23 protein-coding genes are annotated in these 24,838 nt (G+C 41.5%); 11 read left to right on the forward strand and 12 right to left on the reverse strand.

Features of this window, described 5'->3' with window-relative positions:
- Nucleotides 1-60: 60 nt before the first annotated feature.
- The 7 genes from H6H03_RS06365 to H6H03_RS06395 all read right to left on the reverse strand — a co-directional run bounded on the left by H6H03_RS06365 (nt 61) and on the right by H6H03_RS06395 (nt 8,836).
- Complete coding sequence (locus H6H03_RS06365; RefSeq protein WP_190954281.1) at nt 61-2,310, reverse strand: sensor histidine kinase; 2,250 nt, start codon at nt 2,308-2,310, stop codon at nt 61-63.
- A 278-nt stretch (nt 2,311-2,588) separates the two neighbouring features.
- Complete coding sequence (locus H6H03_RS06370; RefSeq protein WP_190954282.1) at nt 2,589-2,792, reverse strand: hypothetical protein; 204 nt, start codon at nt 2,790-2,792, stop codon at nt 2,589-2,591.
- A gap of 3 nt (nt 2,793-2,795) precedes the next feature.
- The gene (locus H6H03_RS06375) at nt 2,796-3,347 is read right to left on the reverse strand and encodes a hypothetical protein (protein WP_190954283.1); all 552 of its coding nucleotides are present in this window, start codon (nt 3,345-3,347) and stop codon (nt 2,796-2,798) included.
- A 160-nt stretch (nt 3,348-3,507) separates the two neighbouring features.
- On the reverse strand, nt 3,508-4,725 hold the full coding sequence (locus H6H03_RS06380) for a glycoside hydrolase family 10 protein (protein WP_190954284.1): 1,218 nt from the start codon (nt 4,723-4,725) through the stop codon (nt 3,508-3,510).
- Nucleotides 4,726-4,931: 206 nt separating this feature from the next.
- Nucleotides 4,932-5,555: a hypothetical protein gene (locus H6H03_RS06385; protein WP_242058056.1), complete on the reverse strand. Its 624-nt coding sequence runs from the start codon at nt 5,553-5,555 to the stop codon at nt 4,932-4,934.
- Nucleotides 5,556-5,773: 218 nt separating this feature from the next.
- Nucleotides 5,774-7,246 (reverse strand): glycolate oxidase subunit GlcD, encoded by a 1,473-nt coding sequence (gene glcD, locus H6H03_RS06390; RefSeq protein WP_190954285.1) that lies wholly within the window; start codon nt 7,244-7,246, stop codon nt 5,774-5,776.
- 267 nt (nt 7,247-7,513) lie between these two features.
- Nucleotides 7,514-8,836, reverse strand: coding sequence for a protein kinase domain-containing protein (locus tag H6H03_RS06395; protein ID WP_190954286.1), 1,323 nt, complete (start codon nt 8,834-8,836; stop codon nt 7,514-7,516).
- Nucleotides 8,837-8,908: 72 nt separating this feature from the next.
- Here H6H03_RS06395 and H6H03_RS06400 point away from each other — a divergent pair, with 72 nt between their 5' ends.
- Complete coding sequence (locus H6H03_RS06400; RefSeq protein ID WP_190954287.1) at nt 8,909-9,616, forward strand: Uma2 family endonuclease; 708 nt, start codon at nt 8,909-8,911, stop codon at nt 9,614-9,616.
- Between the two features lie 65 nt (nt 9,617-9,681).
- Here H6H03_RS06400 and miaA read toward each other — a convergent pair whose 3' ends face one another.
- Nucleotides 9,682-10,590, reverse strand: a complete 909-nt coding sequence (gene miaA / locus H6H03_RS06405; protein ID WP_190954288.1) for a tRNA (adenosine(37)-N6)-dimethylallyltransferase MiaA — start codon at nt 10,588-10,590, stop codon at nt 9,682-9,684.
- Nucleotides 10,591-10,631: 41 nt separating this feature from the next.
- On the opposite strand from miaA, the gene H6H03_RS41170 reads away from it, so the two are divergent.
- The 4 genes from H6H03_RS41170 (at nt 10,632) to rpoD (ending at nt 16,606) form a co-directional block, all read left to right on the forward strand.
- The gene (locus H6H03_RS41170) at nt 10,632-10,757 is read left to right on the forward strand and encodes a hypothetical protein (RefSeq protein ID WP_277926199.1); all 126 of its coding nucleotides are present in this window, start codon (nt 10,632-10,634) and stop codon (nt 10,755-10,757) included.
- A gap of 116 nt (nt 10,758-10,873) precedes the next feature.
- Complete coding sequence (gene gyrB / locus H6H03_RS06410) at nt 10,874-12,811, forward strand: DNA topoisomerase (ATP-hydrolyzing) subunit B (protein WP_190954289.1); 1,938 nt, start codon at nt 10,874-10,876, stop codon at nt 12,809-12,811.
- Between the two features lie 430 nt (nt 12,812-13,241).
- Complete coding sequence (locus tag H6H03_RS06415) at nt 13,242-13,880, forward strand: fasciclin domain-containing protein (protein ID WP_190954290.1); 639 nt, start codon at nt 13,242-13,244, stop codon at nt 13,878-13,880.
- A 1,556-nt stretch (nt 13,881-15,436) separates the two neighbouring features.
- On the forward strand, nt 15,437-16,606 hold the full coding sequence (gene rpoD / locus H6H03_RS06420) for an RNA polymerase sigma factor RpoD (protein WP_190954291.1): 1,170 nt from the start codon (nt 15,437-15,439) through the stop codon (nt 16,604-16,606).
- Between the two features lie 217 nt (nt 16,607-16,823).
- Here the strand turns inward: rpoD and H6H03_RS06425 are convergent, their stop codons facing one another.
- Complete coding sequence (locus tag H6H03_RS06425) at nt 16,824-17,006, reverse strand: chlorophyll a/b-binding protein (protein ID WP_190954292.1); 183 nt, start codon at nt 17,004-17,006, stop codon at nt 16,824-16,826.
- 559 nt (nt 17,007-17,565) lie between these two features.
- Between H6H03_RS06425 and H6H03_RS06430 the strand changes: the two genes are divergently transcribed.
- Nucleotides 17,566-18,438, forward strand: a complete 873-nt coding sequence (locus tag H6H03_RS06430) for a class I SAM-dependent methyltransferase (RefSeq protein ID WP_190954293.1) — start codon at nt 17,566-17,568, stop codon at nt 18,436-18,438.
- Between the two features lie 7 nt (nt 18,439-18,445).
- Here H6H03_RS06430 and H6H03_RS06435 read toward each other — a convergent pair whose 3' ends face one another.
- On the reverse strand, nt 18,446-18,910 hold the full coding sequence (locus H6H03_RS06435; RefSeq protein WP_190954294.1) for a GNAT family N-acetyltransferase: 465 nt from the start codon (nt 18,908-18,910) through the stop codon (nt 18,446-18,448).
- Nucleotides 18,911-18,918: 8 nt separating this feature from the next.
- A complete protein-coding gene (gene gyrA / locus H6H03_RS06440; protein ID WP_190954295.1) occupies nt 18,919-21,459 on the reverse strand; it encodes a DNA gyrase subunit A in 2,541 nt (846 codons plus the stop codon).
- A gap of 536 nt (nt 21,460-21,995) precedes the next feature.
- Between gyrA and H6H03_RS06445 the strand changes: the two genes are divergently transcribed.
- Nucleotides 21,996-22,400, forward strand: a complete 405-nt coding sequence (locus H6H03_RS06445) for a response regulator (RefSeq protein ID WP_190954349.1) — start codon at nt 21,996-21,998, stop codon at nt 22,398-22,400.
- A 112-nt stretch (nt 22,401-22,512) separates the two neighbouring features.
- Entirely contained in the window at nt 22,513-22,713 is a 201-nt protein-coding gene (locus tag H6H03_RS06450; RefSeq protein WP_190954355.1) for a hypothetical protein, read from the forward strand.
- A gap of 44 nt (nt 22,714-22,757) precedes the next feature.
- Here H6H03_RS06450 and H6H03_RS06455 read toward each other — a convergent pair whose 3' ends face one another.
- Nucleotides 22,758-23,642, reverse strand: a complete 885-nt coding sequence (locus tag H6H03_RS06455) for a tetratricopeptide repeat protein (protein ID WP_190954296.1) — start codon at nt 23,640-23,642, stop codon at nt 22,758-22,760.
- Between the two features lie 77 nt (nt 23,643-23,719).
- On the opposite strand from H6H03_RS06455, the gene H6H03_RS06460 reads away from it, so the two are divergent.
- The 3 genes from H6H03_RS06460 (at nt 23,720) to H6H03_RS06465 (ending at nt 24,832) form a co-directional block, all read left to right on the forward strand.
- Nucleotides 23,720-23,917, forward strand: a complete 198-nt coding sequence (locus tag H6H03_RS06460; RefSeq protein WP_242065736.1) for a hypothetical protein — start codon at nt 23,720-23,722, stop codon at nt 23,915-23,917.
- Complete coding sequence (locus H6H03_RS40145) at nt 23,874-24,074, forward strand: hypothetical protein (RefSeq protein ID WP_242065737.1); 201 nt, start codon at nt 23,874-23,876, stop codon at nt 24,072-24,074. Before H6H03_RS06460 ends, H6H03_RS40145 begins: the two co-directional genes overlap by 44 nt.
- Before the next feature lie 209 nt (nt 24,075-24,283).
- Nucleotides 24,284-24,832 carry a hypothetical protein gene (locus tag H6H03_RS06465; RefSeq protein ID WP_190954298.1) on the forward strand — a complete coding sequence of 183 codons (549 nt, stop codon included), beginning with the start codon at nt 24,284-24,286 and terminating at the stop codon, nt 24,830-24,832.
- The last annotated feature ends 6 nt before the right edge of the window (nt 24,833-24,838 follow it).

The following is a 24,838-nucleotide window of genomic DNA, read 5'->3' on the forward strand; positions in this document are numbered from 1 at the left end:
CAAATAACTATCTTAGCAAACTTCTCATCATTTTGCCAGTGCAACAGCCCAAAAAACGCGTTAAAGGGGAAATTGGACGGTAAAGGTGGTTTGGCCTGCTGCACTTTCTACACAAATTGACCCGCCTAAATGTTTGACCATTTTCTGCACTAATGCCAATTCTAATCCGGTGCCGCTATGTTTCCAAGGATCGTGTTTGGAAAGGTGATAGAAAGGCTCAAAAATTCGTGACAGTTCGTTGCTAGTAAGTTCGATTCCAGAACTAGTAATTTGAAGTTGTACTGCGTCGCCTACGAGTTCAGCCGAAACTGTGATGGATTCTCCTGTCGGCGTGTATTTGCAGGCATGGTTGAGCAGTTCGGTAATAATCCGTTCTAGGTCTGTGATGTCTGTTTCTAAAAGTGGGAGTGTGCGATCGATATTTAGGTTTAACTGCTGGCGCTGGCAGTTGGTAACATCTCGAAAAGTTTCAATGATGGGGTGAAGCCAGCTTTGTAAGTCAATGGGAATCAAAGTTGCGGGATTTGGTTCGGCTTCTAAAGATGTGAGTGTGAGTAGGTCGTTAATTAACTTGCTCTCTCGCGCACATTCGTTATGCAATATCTGTAAAAGCTGCGGAACTATTTCTATATCTAATATTTGTTCTGGTGCAAGCACACTTTCGAGGGTTTGAGATGCAAGGCTGATGCTGGTTATTGGTGTTCGCAGTTCTTGGGACAGTGTTCTGAGAAATTCATTTTTGAGTCGTTCGCGTTTTTCTAATTCTTTTACCTGTGCCTGGGTTTTTTGGTAGAGTTGCCCTTGGCGAATAGCGATCGCACATTCATTTGCTATCTGCTGCACTAGCCCAACTTCAAATTCATCAAAGGACTCTTGTGTTGGTCTTGTCAACCAAATATTTCCCAAAATTCCTTGAGTATCGAAAATTGGACAAGCCATCTGAGCAACAACTAACAATTTTGGTTGCCATCCAGGTACAATTTCCAAAAATTGCAAAGGTTGTTTTTGCAAAAGTGGTTGATAAACTTCGGGACGCTCTGCAATTTCTTTGGTCAATCCCAAACACTTGGGTAAATTAGTACTGTACTCGTAAGTAATATGTACCTGGGTTTGACAGGTGTTATAAAGTTCAATTTGGCAACGGTCAAGGTTGAGTAAGTATACTAATTCCTGGGTAACTGTTTGCAAAACCTGAGTTTCATCGACACTATCGCGGATTTGCTCCGTCATCTGTCGCACTAAGGTTTGAAAGTTTCTTACTTGCTGCAACTGATTGATGTGTTTTTGTTTGTGCAACTCGATTTTGACTTTGAAATCGTTGAGTTGCTGATGAAGTTCTGACTGTTGAATAGCAATGCCGATTTGAGTTGCCAGCTGTTTGAGCAAGTTAGTTTCCATTTCTTGCCATTGACGCGGCTGATGGCAATGCTGAGCAATTAATAGTCCCCACACATCTTGCTTCAAAAAAATTGGTACTACTAGATTTGCTCTCACGTGCAAAGATGCCAGGAAATCTATATGGCAAGGATGTAACCCCGCTGTATGAATATCTTCAATAACTTGAGTGTAACCCTGATTATATTGTTGTTGATATTGGCTACCAAAGCAGGGATCGGCGATGTTTTTTCCTAACAGGGGATCGCTATTAGCCACAGTTGATTCGGCAATCACCACTCCGTTACTATCAGCACTAAAGCGATAAATGAGCACGCGATCGCTCTTTAAAAACTGCCGCAGCTCTTGTGTTGTCTGATGGAGAATTGTCTCTAATTCTACAGATTGGTGAATCCTACAGGCGATCGCTTCTATGAGTTGCTCCCGTTGTGCCTGGAGTTCTACTGCTTGTTCTGCTTCCTTAATAGAAGTAATATTACTGCTAGTACCAATTAATCGATAAATTCTGGAGTTTGCATCCCGTAATGGAGTCAAAGTGGTACTCCACCAAGTTGGAACACCTTGGAACTGCAAACATTGTTTGTAAGAAATAGTTTTGCCAAATAGTACACAGTCAGCGTAACGCTGACGCACCCTCGCAGCATCAATGGGCGAGAGAATATCCTCTGGTTTTTTGCCCCGCAGATCGTCTGAAGTTATGCCTATCCAACGCTCATGAGTGGGATTGAGTGCTACATATCGAAAATCTCCGTCCTCTAGCACATCCACCACAAATATTGATGCCTGCACAGAATCGTACATACTCAGTAGAAACTGCTCGCTGCTACTTGTTTTATCTACTTCTGTGCCGAAGATAACCTGAGGAGGCGGTAATTGTGTCAGTTGTATAGTTGATTCAGTCGGATTTATATTCATGCGAGAGTCCCTGTCTGGTATTACTGACTCTTCTCGGCGCTCTCTTGTTGTTGTGGTTGTAGTAGATGCAGTTGCGCGCCTCAGGCAAAGTGTTGTCAGCTGTTGCTCGTGGAAATTTGGATCTTTCTCTACTTCGCGATCGGAAATTTGGGAAAGCTAATAGGAGTCAGCTTAACAAATCCTGCTTTTTGAAGGCGAAAATGTATTTGCAGGTGAGACAAAATTACTAGATTTTGAACCGTTTTTCCAGAATTGTTGCATATCCTTAGGTGCAATCATCAAGTTTTATCAATTAAATTAATAATTCTTAATATTTTAAATGGGGCATAGGGCATTGGGCATTGGGGAAGAAGAGTGGAGTTCAAAGGTTCGTCGTTGAATATCAAAGGTTCGTAGGCGGCCATAAAACATTCGTTGTTAAATATCAAAGACTCATCCACTATTCCCCATGCCCCATGCCCAATGCCCAATGCCCAATCCATGATTCACGATCGCAATTTATGAGCATTGATTCCAGTCAGCATACCAACCAGCAGCCAAGTAATAGCTAATCCGATGACTTCACCTAAGAATAAGTGAGTCAAGCGGCGTAAAACAATCCCAACAGCAGAACCGAAAGGAATGGCAATTGCCCAACTTGCCGAAGAGACAAATATCCATCGCCACATCACAGAGGCGGGCTGGGAAATTGCTAACCATTGTGTTAAACCAATTCCTAAGCCGCCAAGTCCTCCATAAATTACCCCATAAAGAATTCTCAAAGGCAGAAATTGAGTGCTAAATACAAACCAACCCAAGCCACCAATACCGATGGCAGTGATGATACTCCAACCCAAAAGACTTGACAAAATCCACCTGATACAAACTAGAGGTTGCTTGAGAAGCAAACCTTGAAAAAGTGCGATCGCAAATCCGCCGATAGCAGCTTCTAATACTCCAATATCAGGCTTTTCACCAATTTCAATTAACAACAAACTCAACAAAAAACCGCTAAAAGTAGCTAAAGTCCAGAGAAAATTAAAGTTGAATAATGGCATCGAGGAAACTGGGAATTGGGGACTGGGGAGATGGGAGGCTCTTGAGGCAGGGGAAAAGGTTAAAGGGAAAAGGGAAAAGGAATAAATTTAATCTTTCCCCGTGCCCAATGCCCCATGCCCAATGCCCAATGCTCCATGCTCCATGCCCAGTCCCCAATCCCTAATCCCCAGTCCCTTTTGTAAACATGTCAAGAAAAGCTTTGCGTCGCTGTTGAGGTGATTCGGGTACGATGTAACCCCACAGACTCTCCCAATAAAAAAAGGAGATCCCGTCAAAATTGCGATCGCGTACTGCTTGCACCTGTGCTTTAATTTGGGGCATTTTTACTGGATTATGCACCGTTCCAGATAATATACCAATTCCAACCGGAATTAAAGTTTGAGCCAGTTTTACAGATGGTTGTTCGAGTTGAGCGATAAAAGAGTTTTTGTCACTTCGATATACCTGCAAAATTAACTCATCAACTAAGCCTTTTTTTACCCAATTTTCCCAGTCTTGCAAATAGTATTTATAGGCAAAAGCTTGGTAGTTGGGAGACAAAGATATTTTAGCTTTTGGGTTGGCTGCCTTAACAGCTTGATAGATTTCTGCCATGAAATCAGTAATTTTGTCTGCTCGCCAGCGCATCCATTCTGTATTGAAAGGATCGTTTGGGGGATTTTTGCCTTGATGTTCTTGTTGATAAAGTTCTATAGTGAAGCGATCGTAACCAAACTGTACAGGCATCCCAAAGTGATCGTCAAGTTGAATACCATCAACATCGTAATTTTTGACTACTTCCACAATTAGCCCTTGGATAAATTCTTGCACTTGTGGATGTAAAGGATTTAACCATGCTTGCTTATTTACTAAGCCATTGTCGATTTCTTCTGGTGGGGTATCTTGAATAGAATTCACACCTTTTTGCCCAATTGTCAACCAGTCAGGATAACGCCTTGCTAATTCTGAATAATGCGGCGTCATAAATCCATATTCAAACCAGGGAATCACTTTCAAATCTTTATTTTTGGCAAGTCTGACTATCTTTGTTAAAAGATCTTGTCCACCATGCATAAACTTGACTAAAGGTTGAGTATCTGAGCCTGTGGTCATTTTAGCTACAGTACTCTGATAGAAAGTATGCCCTCGGTTCCAAACTACAGGATAAATTGTATTAAAGTTGAGAGCTGATAATTGATTGAGAGCGCGATTAATTCCCCAAGGTACAAATAGTACACCACTAGCAACATTAGTCAGCCAAACACCGCGAATTTCTGTACTTAAAGGACTTGTTTTTTGAGAATAAACTAGACCTGAAGAGTGTGAAAAAACTGTTATGGTGATTACTAATCCCAAACACAAAAAGTAAGAAAAAAAACGGCGTGCAACCTGATTCATTTGTCAGCGTTATCGAATGCGATCGCAATATTATATATAACTACGAAATTAAATTATAATTCTCCGGAATATGTGAATAAATGATGATTAAATTCCCTAAAAGCTGCAATCAGATATAGTTAAATTTACTACAAAAAAAGAAGTCAATGTTGCGATCGCCAGCACTGACTCCTATCCCCTACATATTTTATTTTTTTGTCAGTTGCTTATTTGTCAATCGGCACCCTGAGCATCAGCGCACCCACCCAGTCATTCGTGGGGCCAGGTGCAAAATTGGTGTGACAGAGCGCACACTCCGCCCTAAAATTGCTGAGAGGGATTGAGCGTCGATAGTACCAATCGCCGTCCACACGTTCGACGGATGTGTATGCCTGTCCCCCTGCCAACGCTAGCGAATGTGCCTGACGCTCGAAGGCGTCGCGGGGGCGATCGCTTTCTTCGAGTGGCTGTAATGTGCCCACCAGCCGCATATCCTTATTCTTATCGTTAAATATCAGCGAGATGGAGTCCTTGCCCTCCTCTACATTCTGTGGCGTGGTTTCGTTGAACTCCTGCGTCAGCGCGGCGAACAACGTGGCGAGCATGAGATCGCTTGTACGTTGGGCAAACTCAACTTTCTGAGGTGGGGGTGGGATGTCAAAACCACGAGCAACTGTCGTTAGACCGCAGCTGATGACAATTACCAGCACAAAAATCCCATAGTTGACTAGCTTTCTCAGACGCATCCGGTTATCCTTTATCTTCGTATTGTTTATAACTCCGCAATTTGAAAGCACGGATAGAAGCTTGGCCCAGATTTTCATCAAAGCCCAGCTATCCAATTGATCCATTCACAATGGTGTTGTGTAGGAAATTCAATAGTTCAAATTACTTACGTATAATCCTACTCATATCATCAGGGAAAACACAAGTCTTTCAATCGTCTTTTTGATACCTTAATAAACAAAATGCGTTGGGTGGCGATCGCCACCCAACGCTATACTTTTATATGGCTTTTTACATTCAGTGAAAACCCTGAACTTTATAAACTCTTTATCTCACTGTTTTCTTAAAATCTTTCCACACCTTCAAATTGCTTGATAGACGATGCATTTGCGGCCTCGCCACAAGTTCGTGGTGTCGGGAATATCTTTTCAGGATTTGCTAAACCTTGAGGGTTAAAAACTTGCCTTATCCATTGCATAGTTTCTAAATCAACTTGGGTAAACATTTCTGGCATATAGCACTTTTTCTCTGCACCAATGCCATGTTCGCCAGAAATACTACCACCAACTTGGACGCAAAGTTTGAGAATTTTACCTCCCATTTCTTCGACTTTTTCTAATGCTCCAGACACAGAATTATCATAAAGAATTAGTGGATGAAGATTGCCATCACCAGCGTGAAATACGTTTGCAACCCGGTAACCATATTGTTGACTTAACATCTCAATTTCATGCAGCACATAAGGTAACTGAGTCCGGGGAATCACACCGTCTTGCACATAATAATCTGGGCTTAAATGCCCAGCAGCAGCAAAAGCAGCTTTACGTCCTTTCCATAATTTCAATCGCGTTTCTGGGTCGCTAGCAGAAGTGACATTACGCGCACCATTCTTTTTACAAATTTCTGTAACTCGCTGTTTATTGCCTGCAACTTCTACTTCTAAACCGTCAATTTCTATGAGCAAAATAGCAGTAGCATCGCGGGGATAACAATTAGTTGCTACAACGTCTTCAACGGCGTTGATACTAAAATTATCCATCATTTCCATCCCGCCAGGAATTATTCCAGCGCTGATGATGTCAGAAACAGTAGCCCCAGCAGCTTCAATACTAGTAAAATCTGCTAATAATACACAAATTGATTCTGCACTTTTGAGAATTCGTAAAGTAATTTCTGTAGCAATTCCTAAAGTACCTTCAGAACCAACAAAAACACCAGTTAAATCATAACCAGGCATTTCTGGAATTTGTCCGCCTAAATCAACAATTTCCCCTAACGGCGTGACAATTTTTAATCCTAAAACGTGGTTAGTGGTTACACCATATTTGAGACAATGCACTCCCCCAGAATTTTCTGCAATATTTCCGCCAATAGAGCAAATAATTTGACTCGAAGGGTCAGGAGCATAGTAAAAACCTGCACCACTAACGGCTTGTGTTACCCAACTATTAATCACCCCTGGTTGCACAACTGTGCGTTGATTTTCCAAATCAATGCTAAGGATTTGCCGCATTAAAGAAGTGACAATTAAAACTGAATCTTCTAAAGGCAAAGCGCCGCCAGATAAACCTGTACCAGAACCGCGTGCTATGAACGGGATAGAGTATTGGTTACATATTTTCACAACTTCGGCAACTTGTTCTGTAGTTCTCGGTAAAACCACCACACCCGGAGGTTGACGATAGCCGGTTAAACCATCGCATTCATAAGTAATAAGTTCCTCACGGCGTTGCACCACACCATTTTTGCCAAGTACAGCCTCAAATGCTTTGATAATGGGCTTCCAGTTACGTTGTTTTTTATCTTGGGTAAGCATAGGTTTTACAGTTAAAGGTAGATGTTTAAGCCTGGTTGATATGGCTGTAATTACCATTGTTGCAAGAATAGCAGCCAAGAGTAAGTAAAAAGCGACCACATTTGATGTAGAGTAAGTGCGATCGTATTTATCTTGACTAATAATTTGGATGGGTGCATGGAAGGCGATCGCATCACTTGTATTTATTAATTGAGGATATGCATTTAAGAGATATCAAGAAATGATAATCATAATTATGCAAATTACTGCTTAAAGCTTGACAAACTACTAATCAATAAACATACCTCTTTTGTCGATAATCCGCTCTTGCCCACCAATTTCGACTTTTGCTTGCCCATTCCTAAAAGAATAAGCCATCTTAAACATAGGCTTAATTACCCAAGAACCCTTTTCGTCAATATACCCCCACTTGCCAACACTTTCACCACCGAATAAGCTCTCCCTTCTATCAATATTAACTGCTGCCCGTCCTTCGGAAAATTCGCGAGCCATGTCAAACAGTGCTTGAATAACTAACTTCCCTGTCTGGTCAACATAACCGTACTTGTCACCAATTTTGACCAACTTTGGTGAGGCAACAGCTAATTGTAAACCTAGTTGAGCTAGGTTTGAAACTTGAAATTTTTGTGAAAAGATAGGCGATTCTAGTCTTAGTTGAGCTAGCTTGAGAGCTTGCATTTTTACTGAGGTAACAGATGATTGTGAATTGAATAAAGCCAGTTGTAAAGCTTGCAATGCCTCGTCTGCATTTTTGTATCGCTGGCGGAAATCACGTTGCACCATTTTTGTTAAAAAATTCGCTAGTCCATCGTTAATTTGAGCATAATCACGCCACCTTAATTCTAAAGTCTCAAATTTTGGTAGTTGTTGTGGCGTTAATCCAGTCAAAGCTTGGATTGCTGTCATTCCTAAAGCATATACATCACTGCAAAGCTGAGGATGCCCTTCCCATTGCTCACTTGGCATATAGTCACGAGTACCAATGGTTATTGTGCTGCTGATTTGTCCTTGAATATTGACTTTGGGTGTGCTTATTTCTTTGATTGCTCCAAAGTCAATGAGAACAAGCTTATTATCAAAATATCGTCGCATCAAATTTAATGGCTTAATATCTCGGTGAATTACATTATGTTGATGGACAAAAGCTAGCACCTCCAAAATTTCTTGTAAAAGTTGAATTACATCAGCTTCACTCCACGGTTTTCCTGAAATGATTTCGTTACTCAGGTCATGGCCTTCAATGAATTCCTGGACAAGATAAAATTCTCTATTTTCCTCAAAAAAGTCATACAGTTCAGGAATTTGTGGATGTTCTTTACCCAATTTAAATAGAATTGCCGCTTCCTTCTTAAATCTTTGCTCTGTGTCTAGGTCTGGCGTTGAGGGTCTTATCAACCGTTTGATAACACATTTATACTTAGGTATGACTGGTAGATCCTGTGGGTATTCAGCCAAATACGTTTCTCCAAACCCACCTGATCCTAATTTATCTACAATTTTGTAACGCTGTCGCAGTATATATCCAATCATGATGCTGATGCTAGATGCCCCTTTGTGTAGATTTTGGCACAATTTATCCTCTAACAGCATCCTTGCTGCTAAATACTCTCTTATCCTCAATAAACTAAGCTAGAAATAACACTTTTAACACTAGATAAAATCATGGTTGAGCAACTTCTAATCAATAATGATGATTACTATGTGCCAGATGCCAACCAGTTAGTCACTGAAGATGATACACCTGTGGATAATTTTGCTTCAGAAAAACAACAACGTCTCTTAGTTGGCTCTCTTTACAGTTCTGCACAGCAACATACTTTTTTAGCAGCAGCGAATGTTGGCATTTACCATACAGACGGTCAACCAGCAATTGTACCCGATATCTTTCTCAGCTTGGATGTGCAAGTGCCTGAAAATTGGTGGGAAAAACAAAATCGTTGTTATATGGTTTGGCGTTTTGGCAAACCTCCAGAAGTCGTAATTGAAATTGTCTCTAATAAAGAAGGTGATGAACTAGGTAAAAAGCTACAAATTTATGAACATATGCGGGCTAGTTACTACATCATATATGACCCAAATCAACAATTAGGAGAAAAAGTAGTACGCGTTTATGAATTGAGAGGAAGACGTTACTTTGAAAGTCAAGAAACTTGGCTTGAACAAGTTGGTTTAGGTATAACTTTATGGGAAGGTGAATTTGAAAGTAGACACGATAGTTGGTTACGCTGGTGTCAGCAAGACGGAACTATTCTACCAACTGGAGATGAACGCGCTTCCCAAGCCGAACAACGCGCCTCCCAAGCTGAACAACGCGCACAAATTCTAGCAGAAAGGCTACGGGCTATGGGCATAGATCCTGACACTATATAAGGCACTCATGTAAAGATGCAAACAAAACTTTGCGTCTTTGCAGCTTTACATAAACAAAAAAAATCTCACAACTTTGTACAATTTATAAACTCATGTATTCGCTGCCAAACCTTCTCTAATAAATCAGAAGCGTCTGCATCAAACCACTCAATTTGTGGATATGCTTTAAACCATGTGCGTTGTCGCTTGGCAAATTGTCTTGTATGCAAAACTGTTAATTCTTTCGATTCATTTAAGGAAATATCCCCAGCTAAATATTGTTTGATTTCTTGATAGCCTAAAGTATTCAACAAAGACAAATCAGCGCCATATTTTTGACAAAGATACTCCACTTCAGCTACCAAACCATTTGCTATCATTTGTTCAGTACGCTGTTGAATACGAGCGCCTAATTTTTCAATATCGCAATCCAACCCAATTTGCAAAATCGGATAATTTGGCGGATTCTCCCCTTGCTGTTCTGAAATTGGATATCCAGTAATATAATATACTTCTAATGCTCGTAAAGTTCGCACTGAATCATTAGCATGAATTTTTTGTGCAGCAACGGGATCGACTTGTTGTAACATTGCATAGAGTTGATTTTGTCCCAGAGATTCCAGTTGCGATCGCAATTCATTCTGCGGTGCCACACGAGGAATTTTCAGCCCTTGGACAATAGAACGTATGTATAAACCAGTACCACCAACCATGAAGATAGGTGACACAGATGGAAGAGAATTGATTAAGGCTTGCGCTTTTTGTTGGTAGTCTGCTACTGTCATCGTGTCTGTCGGGTCGCAGATATCTATTAAATAGTGCGGCACTAATTTTTGTTCGGCCATACTTGGCTTTGCCGTACCAATATCAAACTCCCGATAAACCTGGCGAGAGTCAGCACTGAGAATTACAGAACCCAACCGCATTGCCAAAGCCAAAGCCAACCCCGACTTACCTGTTGCCGTCGTCCCACAAATTACAATTAATTTTGTCATTAGTCATTAGTCATTAGTCATTGGTTATTGGGCATAGGGCATTGAGAAGTGTTGGAGGTGTGGGAGGATGGGGAAGAAATCTTTCCCCCCACACTCCCCACACTCCCCACACTCCCCTGCCCCTCCGCCCCTCCGCCCTCTTACACGGGACTGCAACCCCTGTATAAACTTCTCTTGAAAATGCCCTACAGACGCCAGCAAGGCTTTTGTGTTACAATTTTGGAGTGTTTTTACTTTTATTTGCCTTTCGGCGAGTTAAACCCCACGCATCAGGAGAATTTACATGACGAGCAGTTACAGTGCCGATCAGATTCAAGTTCTGGAAGGTCTGGAAGCCGTCCGCAAACGACCAGGAATGTACATCGGTACTACAGGGCCGCGAGGACTCCACCATTTAGTTTACGAGGTGGTGGACAATTCAATTGATGAGGCTTTGGCGGGTTACTGCACCCATATAGAGGTGGATATCAATGCTGATGGTTCTGTAACTGTAACAGATGATGGTCGCGGTATTCCCACAGATACTCACTCACGAACGGGAAAATCAGCTTTGGAAACCGTGATGACGGTACTGCACGCCGGGGGTAAGTTTGGCGGCGGTGGCTATAAAGTTTCTGGAGGATTACATGGAGTTGGTATTTCTGTAGTTAATGCCTTATCTGAGATTGTAGAAGTTACAGTTTGGCGAGATAAAAAGGTTCATACCCAACGCTATGAACGGGGCACACCAGTTACCGATTTGCAAGTCAAGCCTTATAAAGAAGCTAGAACTGGAACTTCTGTCACCTTCAAGCCAGATACCCAAATTTTTACCACTAGCATTGAGTTTGATTACATTACTTTATCAGGTCGCTTACGGGAATTAGCGTATCTGAACGCTGGTGTCAAAATTACCTTTACTGACCACCGCCTAGAATTACTCAAAAGCGATACACCCAAGGTAGAATCCTACGAATACAAGGGTGGTATTAAAGAGTATATCTCTTACATGAACCGTGAAAAGCAACCACTACATGAAGAGATTATCTATGTCCAGGGCGAACGGAACAACGTTCAAGTGGAAGTTTCTTTACAGTGGTGTACTGATGCTTATACGGATAATGTGTTAGGCTTTGCTAACAATATTCGCACGGTTGATGGTGGTACGCACTTAGAAGGGTTGAAAGCAGTTCTGACTCGCACGTTAAATGCGATCGCCCGCAAGCGAAATAAAATTAAAGAAAATGAACCCAACCTGAGTGGCGAACACGTCCGCGAAGGTTTAACGGCGGTAATTTCTGTAAAAGTCCCCGATCCAGAATTTGAAGGACAAACCAAAACCAAACTCGGTAACACCGAAGTCAGGGGAATTGTCGATTCTTTGGTAGGAGAAGTGCTCACCGAATATCTAGAATTTCACCCCAGTATCGCTGATGCGATTTTAGATAAAGCCATCCAAGCTTTCAAAGCCGCAGAAGCCGCGCGTCATGCACGGGAATTAGTCAGACGCAAATCGGTACTGGAATCTTCACCATTACCTGGTAAATTGGCAGATTGTAGTTCTCGCGATCCCAGCGAATCAGAAATTTTCATCGTAGAAGGGGACTCAGCCGCTGGAAGTGCCAAGCAAGGGCGCGATCGCCGCACTCAAGCGATCTTGCCTCTACGTGGTAAAATTCTCAACATTGAAAAAACCGACGACGCCAAAATTTATAAAAATAACGAAGTTCAAGCGTTAATTACAGCACTCGGTTTAGGTGTCAAAGGCGAAGAATTCGATTCCACCCAACTGCGCTATCACCGCATCGTGATTATGACTGACGCTGACGTAGATGGAGCGCACATCCGGACTTTGTTGTTAACTTTCTTCTATCGCTATCAGCGATCGCTCATTGAACAAGGCTTTATTTATATTGCTTGTCCGCCACTGTTTAAGGTAGAACGCGGGCGCAATCATGAATATTGCTACAGCGATCGCGACAAAGACCAAGTTATCGCCAAATTTCCAGCCAACGCCAACTACACCATCCAACGCTTCAAAGGTTTGGGTGAAATGATGCCACAACAACTCTGGGACACCACAATGAACCCAGAAACTCGCAAAATGAAGCAAGTCGAAATTGAAGACGCCGCCGAAGCCGATCGCATTTTTACTATTTTAATGGGCGATCGTGTCGCACCTCGAAGAGAATTCATTGAAACCTATGGTTCTAAACTCAACTTCACGGATCTAGATATTTAATTCAATTTTTTCTCATCACTCTAATAATTTGTGACCCTGGTAATGGGTAATGGATAGAAAATCTATTACCCATTATTTTTTGATTACTGCTATTATTTCCATCTTTATCCAAAGGTAAATCTTAAAATTTAACCCAGGCAAAAGACAACAGGCAACAGGGTTATCGAAGAATACAATTCAGATAAAAGGACAATCCTTACCTAGAGAAGCAATTGCTCAGTATCCTTAAAATTTACTATAACTGTACTGCTACATAATTAAAAATCGAAAAACTTAAGTCTTTTGACTGATGGCAAACTAAAAAATTGGTCAATGTTTTGTTTTAATATTTTTTCTGACTACAAACTATACCGTTAGATAAGTGACTATATTCATCAATTCATTAATTATTGTCAATAATTACCTATTCAACTGGATTTTAAACAAAGTTATGAAAGTGACTAAAGACATAGTAGGAAAAATATTTTTTAATATTGTTGGCATAAGTAGTTTGGTTGCTCTGTCTGCTTGCGCTGAGCCTGTCACTGAAACTCCCACAGCAACTATCCCTCCGGTTACTCAAACCCCCATAACAACTCCTTCTCCCATCACACAAACTCCCGCTCCCAGCCAAAATTTAGCAGAGCTGGCAAAATCAGCAGTAGCTCAGGGACAGTTTCAAACTCTCATAAAAGCAGTGGGAGCCGCCGGCATAAATGAACAATTGACTACACCAGGCCCTTACACAGTTTTTGCACCTACTGACGCAGCTTTCTCTGCTTTACCAAAAGCTACTTTAGATAAACTTTTACAACCTGCTAACAAGCAACAATTAGTCAGGCTTTTGGCTTACCACGTTATACCCGGTCGAATTACCTCCCAAGAGTTAAAATCCGGACAAGTAAAAACTATGGAAGGCACTCCCGTAAAAATTACAGTCGATCCTAGTACTAAAACTATAACCGTCAACAACGCTAAAGTGACTCAGCCCGATATCCCAGCTAGCAATGGCATCGTTCACATAGTTGACCGGGTAATTGTTCCACCCAATTTTCCCGCAAGTTTAAATGCCACGCCAACACCACGGTAGTTGGAAAAAGTTAATACATCTATGATTTCTCAAACCTGACTTGACCTTTTTTAGGACAAGGAGAAAAATAAAAACTCCTTTTTCCTAAGGTTTTGGGAACTTATAAATTCAAGCCCGCAAGAATTATAATTCATTAATACATATACTACAAGAAAAACTCAATTTTTCAGTTAGCAACTCATCATATAATTTTATTTATTGTAAAGATTTAAAAAAACCAATGTTAAAGTACCAATAAAATACCAACATTGTTGGAAGCCAGTCAATGAATACCTTGTGTCCCAACTCGCTGACTTAATTGCGCCCACCAGTGAGAAACACATTTGTTATGCTTGAATAACATAACTAAATATCATCTATCAAACAACAGTTAATAAGTATCTTGAGGATTTCTCATAATCAGATGACAAAACCATCAGAATTTACTGGATGAGAAGTATTTAAAATAACAAATACTTTACGTAAAAAAGCTTCTTAACCAAGTTATCAGGCAAATCTTTGATTTTTCTTTGCTCAATACAATGCCTAGTGGGAGCAAACACCATCTGACTGAAAACTTGTTAATATCTTCATGTACTACCCTGGAAATAGCTATTGCATCGCATGTATTCAATGTACTTCTGCCTTAGGTAAACTAATATCAACGATTTTTCAGGGCAAATCATTTTTGAATTGATTAAAATATCGTTGTATACAATAAGAAGAGTTTGTCAAGTTTCATAGGGCTGAAATCGCCACAGTGCGCTAACGTGTGAATAAGACCAAATTAGTTAAACCTAAAGCGATCTGCTATCAGGTCGATTCTGCGACAACCTCAACTCCTCAGTTAAGGTAATGATTACGCAAAAGGTTAACTTATTTTAGGCAAGTACCACGGCTGTTGTTGTATTTATTCATAGGAAAACCCACTTTGATCCAAGGACTGATAATTTATGAAGGAAATGTAAAATAGGTAGGTTAAGGCTTTTCACCTGAGTTAACATAACAATGCACTCTTTCTCAGTAATTAATGTTGTGTAAAATACATGAAATCGAGCCAAACAAAGTGTACTTAACTTTTAAACGTAATCAAAGAACCACTGCAATTCCGAGAAGTCTAGAAAATATTTAAGGGTGTAATTCCCGTGTTTAATGTCTTTTTGGTAAAAGTGGCTAACACTTGTTTAATAAATTCATGATCGATACACAAAATAGAGTGCAATTTCTGTGAAACAGGCTACAATCGGAAGAGTCTTTACTACGAAAATCTGCCAAAAGTCTGAATTTGTTTGTATCAAGTTGGCAAGTTTTTGGTAAAGGTGAGTCTTTTTTTAAGACCAGTCCTTAAAAAATATGTGTGATAGCAACACATATGACATTTACTTTCATTGAGCAAGTCACCTTTTAGTAGTGACTTAAACTAAAGTAAAAAGCCCTCCAACAGAGGTGCAAAAGTGCCGAAAATATTTTTGGTAAATCTGCCAAAAAGTTTATTTTCGGTTGTCAACAAGCTCGTTTTAAAGAGCATTAAACACATCTTGAGTAATTGATTCTGCAAGGAGCATGAGGAACGCGGCATGAACCAGGCTAACAACGTACTCGAAAGCATATATCAGCCTGACCTAGAAATAATGAATCAGCCTGAGCTCGAGTTAGAAGAACTCTTAATTGATGATGAAGAGGACTTGCTGATCGTAGATGAAGGTGAAGATGAGTTTTTAGAGCCTCAGTCTGATGAGGACGACGCAAAGTCTGGAAAAGCCGCTAAATCGCGTCGTCGGACACAAAGCAAGAAAAAGCACTATACAGAAGATTCGATTCGGCTTTACTTGCAAGAGATTGGTAGAATTCGTCTATTGCGGGCAGATGAAGAAATTGAATTGGCCCGTAAAATTGCTGATTTGCTCGAATTAGAAAGGGTACGGGAAAGACTTTCAGAACAGTTAGATCGCGATCCTCGCGATAGTGAATGGGCAGAAGCCGTGCAACTGCCACTACCAGCTTTTCGTTATCGCCTGCATGTTGGACGCAGGGCGAAAGACAAGATGGTGCAATCTAACTTGCGTCTTGTAGTTTCAATTGCTAAGAAATACATGAATCGTGGTTTGTCATTCCAAGACTTAATTCAAGAAGGCAGTCTTGGTTTGATTCGCGCCGCTGAAAAGTTTGACCACGAAAAGGGTTATAAGTTTTCTACCTACGCTACATGGTGGATTCGTCAAGCAATTACCCGCGCGATCGCCGATCAATCCCGCACAATTCGTCTTCCTGTCCATCTTTACGAAACCATTTCTCGAATTAAGAAAACTACCAAATTATTATCTCAAGAAATGGGTCGCAAACCCACGGAAGAAGAAATCGCCACTCGTATGGAAATGACCATTGAGAAGTTGCGGTTTATTGCTAAATCAGCCCAATTACCTATTTCATTAGAAACGCCCATTGGCAAAGAAGAAGACTCTCGCTTGGGCGATTTTATTGAATCCGATGGTGAAACACCAGAAGATCAAGTTTCCAAAAATCTGCTGCGCGAAGACCTAGAAAAAGTCCTCGATAGTCTTAGCCCTCGCGAACGCGATGTTCTCAGACTACGCTACGGCTTGGATGATGGTCGGATGAAGACACTTGAAGAAATTGGGCAGATTTTCAACGTCACTCGCGAACGCATTCGTCAAATTGAAGCGAAGGCACTCCGCAAGTTACGTCATCCAAATCGCAACAGCGTTCTCAAGGAATATATTCGGTAATCAAGAGTCATTTATCAATAGTCATTAGTGAATAAACTCACAAATGGCTAATAAAAAACAAATAAAAACCTGGTAGTGGGTAATCACTCCAGGTTTTTTTATTTATGGGTCATTTCAGATATTAAAACTTATACCAATTTGAAATTTGAAAAATGAATTTGCAGAACCCTTTCTGGAAAAGAAATTCTCAATTCAAAATCTAAAATTCAAAATGGTATTAGAGGATACCCCAGAAGTGCAAGAAACCTTGGCCAGAAAAAAGTTCAACTAATACTGCCGCTAAAAAGCCAATCATTGCTAGGCGGCCGTTCCAAATTTCTGCTTGTGGAGTAAAGCCCCAACGCCAAGCATTACGATCTTCAACTACAGGAGTAGTGACTTTTGTTGTTGCATTTGTCATGGTTATCACTCCAAATTCTATTTTTAACTTTTATTGCCTTACGTAAACTAATATAACAAATATTTTAATAAAAACAACGATTATTATATTTTTGTTGCAATGTCTTGACATTGGATGTGGTAGTAAATCAACAAGTATTAAAACATCTATCTTTCGATACAACTATTTAAGACTTTTGTAGAGCAGAGTAAATTATTGAGATTTTTTATCAATTATTTTAACATCTAAGCAGTTATGGATGGCTATAATCTTTGAAAAACAAGAATTTAAATTCCAAATAATATGTATTAACTATGAATTAATTAGTATTTATTAGCATTAATTTAGAAATCTAGGGTACGGTTCATAGGTTAAAAGTCCGTTGTTTAGCAATCTTGTAGTTGAAGACTTAAATAATTAACAGTGGTTGCGATCTACCCACTTACTAAAAGTATTAATTTAGCTTTGTCATCAAGATAGTTAAGTTAGAGTTATTACAAATAAAACTAATTTATAATTTAAAGCAATTTCTATTTAATAAATTAATGCTTAGACTGTTTGTTAGTAGATCAAAAAACTTATGAACAAACAGCAAACTAATGACTTTGAGAAAATTGTCCTTACTGGTTTTATGGTTAGTCTAGCTAGACAGTTCACAGATATTTCTTATGCTAAGGAGTTGGCACAATTAATAGAAAGGCAAGGGTTGGTAAAGCTACCTCAACCACAAAATCAAGACAAAAGCGTTTTGCTTACCGCACGTGTGGAAGCTCGTTATAAAGCTATGAATAAGGTTATAGCTGAATATCAAATAACACAAGTTCTAGAACTAGCATCTGGTTTGTTATCGCGTGGACTTGTGATGTCTAGCAATCCGAATATTACTTTTATTGAAAGTGACTTGCCACAGATGATTCGTTGCAAACAGCAACTAATTCAGCAACTAGTCGGGGAACGTCCTAACCTGCATTTTCTAGAAATTGATGCTACTAGCCGTCCTAGCGAGTTTTCCAAGAGTACTCCTTTACTCAAAGCCGGACAACCAGTGATGATTTTGTGTGAAGGATTGCTGACACATCTAACTTTGGCAGAAAAACAACTTGTGTGTGCCAATATTCGGGATATGCTTCACTCTTATGGTGGTGTTTGGATTACTCCTGATTTCATTGATACAGGTAGTTTAGTGCGATCGCAACAAGATGACTCAGATTTACAAAAGCTATTACAAACAGGTACTAACCTCACAGGCAGATCTTTAGTAAATAATAATTTTGGCACACTCGATCTAGCACGGCAGTTTGTTTACGAACAAGGTTTTCGTGTAACAGAACATAGTATGTTGAACGTCATAGACGAGTTAAGCTGCTTAGAAATTTTGGGCATCGACAAAGAAGTGGTAAGGAAAATGCTTGCTACTCAATCTGTCTTCGCGCTCACTGTTGATGTTGCTTGATTTTTACTTAGTGCCAAACAATTTCCATTTCTTTTGTAGTTGAGATAAAGCCAAGCTTTTCGTAAAGACTTTTGCCATCCTTGGTAGTGTGGAGCCAGATGCGTTTTGCCTCAGTCTCTTTGACAAAGCTAATAGTTTCCTTTAAAAGTGCTGTAGCAATTCCCTGGCTTCGCCATTGTGGAATTGTATAAACGTTCATAATATAAGCTTCTAAGCCCGACAAATTGCCGTCATAGGGAGGCCGTGTAAAAAGTACCAAGCCGCTAGTAGCCACAATTTGATTTTCCACCTCAGCAACCCAAACCAAAAACTCACCTTGCGGCATTTTATTTGCCAAATAGTTTTTAGTAGCTGCTCGGATCGCTGCTGTTTCGGTATTATCTTGAATATCGCCAGCCTCACGCAGGAGTTCAAGGCGTAGTCGAACTAGCGCCTCTAAATCCCCTAAATTGGCTCGCCGGAGGTTTAACATCGTTTTTACTATGAGCGGACTTCAGCAACCGTGATAATTTTTTCATCCCGGTTGAGTTGGATGATGCTTTCACCTTTGACATCTCTGCTTAAAATAGGTACTGTTTCCACAGGTATCCGCAATACCCGGTCTTTGTTTGTCACTAGGGCTACTTCACCAGAAGCGTTGGCGTAGCCCGCCGAAGGCATCGCCTTTACCATACCAGCCAAATTATCAGTTTTGCTGGTAAATTTCAGCGCCTGCGTGCCTAAATCCCCACGATTAGCTGCTCTTAATTGACTGGCAATCATCCGCTTAGCATATCCTTCTTGAGTCACTAGCAATAGCTGGTCATCTTTGCTGACATTGACACAACCAACCATTTGCTGATTTCTCAATAGTCGAAATGCTTGTAAACCCATCGCTGTGCGACCCATAATTGGTAGTTGTTCGTCATTAACCGCAAATCGCAATACTCGCCCACCAGAACTAGCTAAAATCAGATGCTCCCCTGGAATTATGAACTGAGTAAATGACAATCGATCGTCGTCTTTGAGCTTGAGAATTGTAATTCCGCGACGAGTCAAGTTAGTGAATTCTTCCAAAGACAAACGCTTAATTCGTCCCTGTTTTGTTAGCAGAACCATTTGGCTAGTTTCAAAATTTTCTGGTAGTAAAAAGCGGCTAACCACATCTTCTTGAGCGCCTTGAGCAGTATTGCTGAGCATGGTAATCAGTGGCGTTCCCCGTGGAGAACGTCCAGTGGTTTGGGGAATTTCTCCCACCTTCACAGGGTAGACTTTTCCGCCACTCGTTAGTATTAGCAAATCTTTGTCTGTATCGGTCAATACGCTTTGGATAATAAAATCATTTTCGTGCAGACCATTTTCAACTTTCGACTTTTTCCCAGATGTGTTAATACGACGTACATAACCGCGTTGAGTAAACTCTAAAACTGCTTCCTGCGCGGGTTCAGAAGGTTTGAGGGTTTCTTCATCTTCCTCTGCCCCTTTGCTTCTTTGCCCCTCTGCTCCTCTGCCCTTTTGTTCTTGGGCTAGTGTGCCCTTTTGTTCCTCTATTATTTTTGTGCGTCGGGCATCGTTGTATTTGCGTTTGAGCGATCGCAAATCTTTTTTCAGCGCCTTGAGTAATTCGTGGCGATCGTTGAGTAATCTTTGTAATAAATCAATTTGCTGGCTGAGTTCTTCAAATTCGCGCTGTAAGTTTTGCTGCTCTAAACTGGTAAGGCGGCGTAACGGCATAGCTAAAATTGCATCTGCTTGTACCTCACTCAAATCGAGTCGGTTGCAAAGGTTGATTTTCGCAGTACTACCATCAGCAGCTTGGCGCAAAATTTCAATTACTGCATCCAAATTAGACAAAGCTTTGAGCAAACCTTCCACCAAATGCGATCGACTTTGGGCTTTCTCCAACTCATAACTGTAGCGACGGTTGAGAGTTTGTTCTCGGAAACTCAAAAACTCTTGTAAAAGTTGCCGCAAACTCAATTGGCGAGGTTGTCCATCGACTATTGCCAACAGAATTGCCCCAAAGTTACTTTGTAAAGCAGTTTGGTGATATAAATGTTGCAGAATTTCTTGGGGATTTGTGTCGCGTTTGAGTTCGATGACAACGCGCATACCTTCGCGATCGCTTTCATCCCGCAGATCGGAAATTCCCTGCAAGCGGCCTTGATTTACTAAGTCCGCAACCTTCTCAATCCAGCCAGCTTTATTTACTTGATACGGCAATTCTGTGACAATAATTGCTGTTCGTCGTTTGCTTCCCCTGGTGGCTGGAATTTCCTCCAACGTCGCCAGTCCCCGCAGCACAATTCCACCTTTACCTGTGGTGTAAGCCTCCCGAATTCCCACTTCACCAACTATTTCCCCACCAGTGGGAAAATCCGGCCCTGGAATTAGCTCGAATAACTTTTGATCTGACAAATCTGGGGTGTCGATTAAAGCAATCAACCCATCAACTATTTCCCCCAAATTGTGCGGCGGAATATTTGTCGCCATCCCCACAGCAATACCAGAACAGCCATTGAGCAATAGAAATGGCAACTGAGCAGGTAACACCGTTGGTTCTTGCTGGGAATTATCGAAGTTACCGACAAATTCCACCGTTTCTTCGCCAATTTCCGCCAGCATTCCCTCATGGCTGATGGGTGCAAGGCGCGTTTCAGTGTAGCGCATCGCCGCCGGAGGGTCATTATCAACGCTGCCAAAGTTACCGTGTCCTGCCAGTAAAGGATAGCGGCTAGAAAATTCCTGCACCAGCCTCACTAAAGCATCGTAAACCGCTTGATCCCCGTGGGGGTGGTATTTACCCAGAACATCACCCACTACACGGGCACATTTACGGTAAGGTCTATCTGGTATCAAACCGAGTTCGTGCATTGCGTAAAGAATGCGGCGATGCACTGGTTTTAAGCCATCACGCACGTCTGGTAGCGCTCGCCCGACAATCACGCTCATGGCATATTCTAAGTAAGACCGTTGCATCTCGGTGTGCAGGGCTGTTGTAATTACCTGTCCCGTTGAGAGAAGGTTTAACTGTTTTGCCATGAGTTTTTTCCCTGAAATTTAACTACACAAAAACCGATGAAACTCAATACTCCAGCTACCACAGCATAACGGATGAAATGGGATTCCTGACAAAATCTTGATAGTCACATAAGAAAAAGCAGTAGTATCATCCTTGATGACCAGCCTCTTGATTGACTATTAAAAAGAAGGCAGACGAATATAATCTACATACATTTAGTAGCCAGGATATTTACCATGATTGCATTTCTTAATTTGAAATTTTGGGCAAAGTCTGAACAAGTTTGGGTGATGGCTGTGGCAACCCCAAAGTCAAACACACGCCAGTTAAATTCTTTGGGAACGCCAAAGGCAAACAAGCCAGGATACTCATACAATAAGTTGGTTCAAATTTCCCCCAGGAATTTTGAATTTTGCCAAAATTTTGTAGCTGGCTGAGTTCTGAACTTCTTCTTTGGTTGCTGCTAGATTTAGCAATATCCCAAAGGGTATGTTTAGCACTCAAAACTGCCCAACACCGATTTTTAAATCCCCTCACCTCCATAACTAAAATTCTCATGAAAACCGTTTTAATTGTCGAAGACGATCTGATTAATGCTCGTGTTTTTTCCAAGATTTTGTCCAAGCGCGGCGGCTTGGGTGTAAAACACACTGAAAATGTAGAAGAAGTAATAAAAATTGCCCAATCAGGAGAAGCAGACTTGATTTTGATGGACGTTTCTCTCTCAAGAAGTGTTTATCAAGGCAAGTCAGTTGATGGCATCAAGATTACACAAATGTTGAAATCAGACCCAAGAACGGCAAACTTACCCGTGATTCTGGTGACAGCGCACGCTATGGAAGGCGATCGCGAGAACTTTCTCAAGCAAAGCGGTGCTGATGGCTACATTTCTAAACCAGTTGTTGACCATCAACAGTTTGTTGACCAAATCATCACGCTTCTACCCACAGACAAGGACTGATTTCCAGAATACTCGCCCAATAATGTTTTTGACCGACTAGTTCCTATCTTTAATTAAGTATATATGTACTATAAGGAAGTACTGTTCGGCAAGTAGGTAATATAACTTGGGCATGGGGCATGGGGCATGGGGTATGGGGCATTGGGCATGGGGCATTGGGCATGGGGCATGGGGCATGGGGCATGGGGCATGGGGCATTGGGCATTGGGATTGGAAAATAGTATTTTTAATCTTATTTCCCAGTCCCCAGTCCCTAGTCCCCAGTTCCCAGTCCCCAGTCCCTAGTCCCCAGTCCCTAGTCTCCAGTCCTTAGTCCCCAGTTCCCAGTCCCCAGTCCCCAGTCCCCAGTCCTCGATGCTACTGCGTAGGCCTTTCTTCAGGGACTGATGAGCTTCCCCCTTGCTGTAGAGCTGCTTGAATACGAGGTAATTCTAGGAATTTTTTCGTATCAGATAGTAAGCGATCGCCCCAGAGATTTTCTTTGAGAAAATTTAAACTACCATAGCGCGGATCGATGCGGAGTGCGGCTTCTCCCAGGCTGAGTCCTTGTTGTTGATCGCCTTTGGTATAGAGTGCCACTGCCAAAGCCAGTAAAGGTTCTGCGGCTTGTTTATCAATCTTCACAGCCGATTGCCATTGTTTAATCGCTCCGGAGGTATCACCTTGTTCGTAGTTGATTAAACCTATATTGTTGATCGCCGGCCAGAATTTTTTATCTTGGGTGACAGCTTGATTGTACTGAGTGATGGCATCTGGTAACCGACCCAAGAGATAGTAAGCATTACCCAAATTAAACAATCCTTCTGGGTCATTAGGTTTTAACTTCAAACCGTCTTGGTAATTGACAACAGCCTCTTGGTACTTTTGCTGTTGAAAATTAGCCGAGCCTATAGCGAACACAATATCAGCATTTTTGGGATTGAGAGATTGAGCTTTTTTTAAGGTGGCGATCGCTCCGTCAAACTCTTTAGTCTGTAACTGCAATCCACCCAAGAGCAACCATACTTTATCATTATTGGGAGCCAGTTGAGCAGCCAGCCGCGCTCGTGGCAAAGCTAACTCAACCTGTTGAAACTGGGCTAGTTGAGCCGCTTCCTGCGCCAGAGTCAACCCCTGCTTTTCTAACTTTGCTGCATCTAGTTGCAGTGTATGGGGTATTAATGCCTGCCCGTTAGCGGCTTTTGGAACACTCCACAAACTACAGACAACCAGAAGAAAAATCAAATAAAAATGTTTAGGCACACTACCGCCTCTAAGCCACTAATCAAAGAATCTTTCAGCTAGCTTAAACGATCTCCGCTATTGGCGGCAGTAAAATCTTGTATTGGGTATTGAGCTTTCGAGGAAGTGTGGGAGGTGTGGGAGGTGTGGGAGGTGTGGGAGGTGTGGGAGGTGTGGGAGGTGTGGGAGGTGTGGGAGGTGTGGGAGGTGTGGGAGGTGTGGGAGGTGTGGGAGGTGTGGGAGGTGTGGGAGGTGTGGGAGGTGTGGGAGGTGTGGGAGGTGTGGGAGGATGGTGAAGAAATCTTTCCCCCCTCTCCCCCCACACTCCCCACACTCCCCCATCCCCCTCATCTCCCCATACCCCATTCACCATTAGAAAAACTGATGACTTTGGTCATACACCAGGGTGGAATTACTTGTGACTTTAGTCCTACATCAGTTTGGACGTTTTGATCGATAATTATTATGTATGAATTTATACGGAGAGGTAAAACTATACATTTTACAGCGGATTTCAACTCGATGAATTATGCAGCTTGGCTTTGTTAGTCAGCCATCAAGCCTGTTTAACTTCTCAATTCTGCTGTAATACCAACCAAAACAAAGCAACTTTCTAAAAATCGTCGAATCAAAATCGAAGCACAAAGGAGTCAATATTAATTATGTTGAAACAAAACTGTGCATTTATAGTCCTAGCGGCGGCAACAATCGCTTTTCCTACTTTCTTGAGTGCGCCTGCAAATGCTCAAACTGAAGTTTACGTGATTGGTGAGAGCGATCGAGATTGGAACCGCGATGGTAGACCCAATTCCATAGAAGTCAGAACTATTCCAAACCAGGACAGTTGGAACCGTGACGGCAGACCCAATCCCAGAGAAGTTAGAAATCGCTCAAACTGGGATAATTGGAACCGCGATGGTAGACCCAATCCTAGAGAAGTTAGAAATCGCTCAAACTGGGAAAATTGGAACCGTGACAACCAACCTTATACCAGAGTAGTCAGACTTGGTAATGGTGATATTAGATATCCTAATGGACAAATTATTCCTGCTAGGAGCATAGTTAGACTACGCGATCGAGGTTACTTTAGACTACCCAACGGCGATATTCTGCTTCCCAGTGAGGAAATTGTTCCTGCTGGAAGATTAGTTAGAGTGCGTGATGGTTATTTCAGACTTCCCAATGGACTGGTACTGCAAATTAACCTTTAAACACTA

It is taken from the genome of Nostoc paludosum FACHB-159 (assembly GCF_014698835.1).
Taxonomy (GTDB): Bacteria; Cyanobacteriota; Cyanobacteriia; order Cyanobacteriales; family Nostocaceae; genus Nostoc; species Nostoc paludosum.

Coding starts and splice junctions, on each gene's coding strand:
- H6H03_RS06365 (WP_190954281.1), bottom strand. CDS start 2,310: ATGAATATAAATCCGACTGAATCAACTATACAACTGACACAATTACCG.
- H6H03_RS06370 (WP_190954282.1), bottom strand. CDS start 2,792: ATGGATTGGGCATTGGGCATTGGGCATGGGGCATGGGGAATAGTGGAT.
- H6H03_RS06375 (WP_190954283.1), bottom strand. CDS start 3,347: ATGCCATTATTCAACTTTAATTTTCTCTGGACTTTAGCTACTTTTAGC.
- H6H03_RS06380 (WP_190954284.1), bottom strand. CDS start 4,725: ATGAATCAGGTTGCACGCCGTTTTTTTTCTTACTTTTTGTGTTTGGGA.
- H6H03_RS06385 (WP_242058056.1), bottom strand. CDS start 5,555: ATGGATCAATTGGATAGCTGGGCTTTGATGAAAATCTGGGCCAAGCTT.
- glcD (WP_190954285.1), bottom strand. CDS start 7,246: ATGCTTACCCAAGATAAAAAACAACGTAACTGGAAGCCCATTATCAAA.
- H6H03_RS06395 (WP_190954286.1), bottom strand. CDS start 8,836: ATGCTGTTAGAGGATAAATTGTGCCAAAATCTACACAAAGGGGCATCT.
- H6H03_RS06400 (WP_190954287.1), top strand. CDS start 8,909: ATGGTTGAGCAACTTCTAATCAATAATGATGATTACTATGTGCCAGAT.
- miaA (WP_190954288.1), bottom strand. CDS start 10,590: ATGACAAAATTAATTGTAATTTGTGGGACGACGGCAACAGGTAAGTCG.
- gyrB (WP_190954289.1), top strand. CDS start 10,874: ATGACGAGCAGTTACAGTGCCGATCAGATTCAAGTTCTGGAAGGTCTG.
- H6H03_RS06415 (WP_190954290.1), top strand. CDS start 13,242: ATGAAAGTGACTAAAGACATAGTAGGAAAAATATTTTTTAATATTGTT.
- rpoD (WP_190954291.1), top strand. CDS start 15,437: ATGAACCAGGCTAACAACGTACTCGAAAGCATATATCAGCCTGACCTA.
- H6H03_RS06425 (WP_190954292.1), bottom strand. CDS start 17,006: ATGACAAATGCAACAACAAAAGTCACTACTCCTGTAGTTGAAGATCGT.
- H6H03_RS06430 (WP_190954293.1), top strand. CDS start 17,566: ATGAACAAACAGCAAACTAATGACTTTGAGAAAATTGTCCTTACTGGT.
- H6H03_RS06435 (WP_190954294.1), bottom strand. CDS start 18,910: ATGTTAAACCTCCGGCGAGCCAATTTAGGGGATTTAGAGGCGCTAGTT.
- gyrA (WP_190954295.1), bottom strand. CDS start 21,459: ATGGCAAAACAGTTAAACCTTCTCTCAACGGGACAGGTAATTACAACA.
- H6H03_RS06445 (WP_190954349.1), top strand. CDS start 21,996: ATGAAAACCGTTTTAATTGTCGAAGACGATCTGATTAATGCTCGTGTT.
- H6H03_RS06450 (WP_190954355.1), top strand. CDS start 22,513: ATGGGGCATGGGGCATGGGGTATGGGGCATTGGGCATGGGGCATTGGG.
- H6H03_RS06465 (WP_190954298.1), top strand. CDS start 24,284: ATGTTGAAACAAAACTGTGCATTTATAGTCCTAGCGGCGGCAACAATC.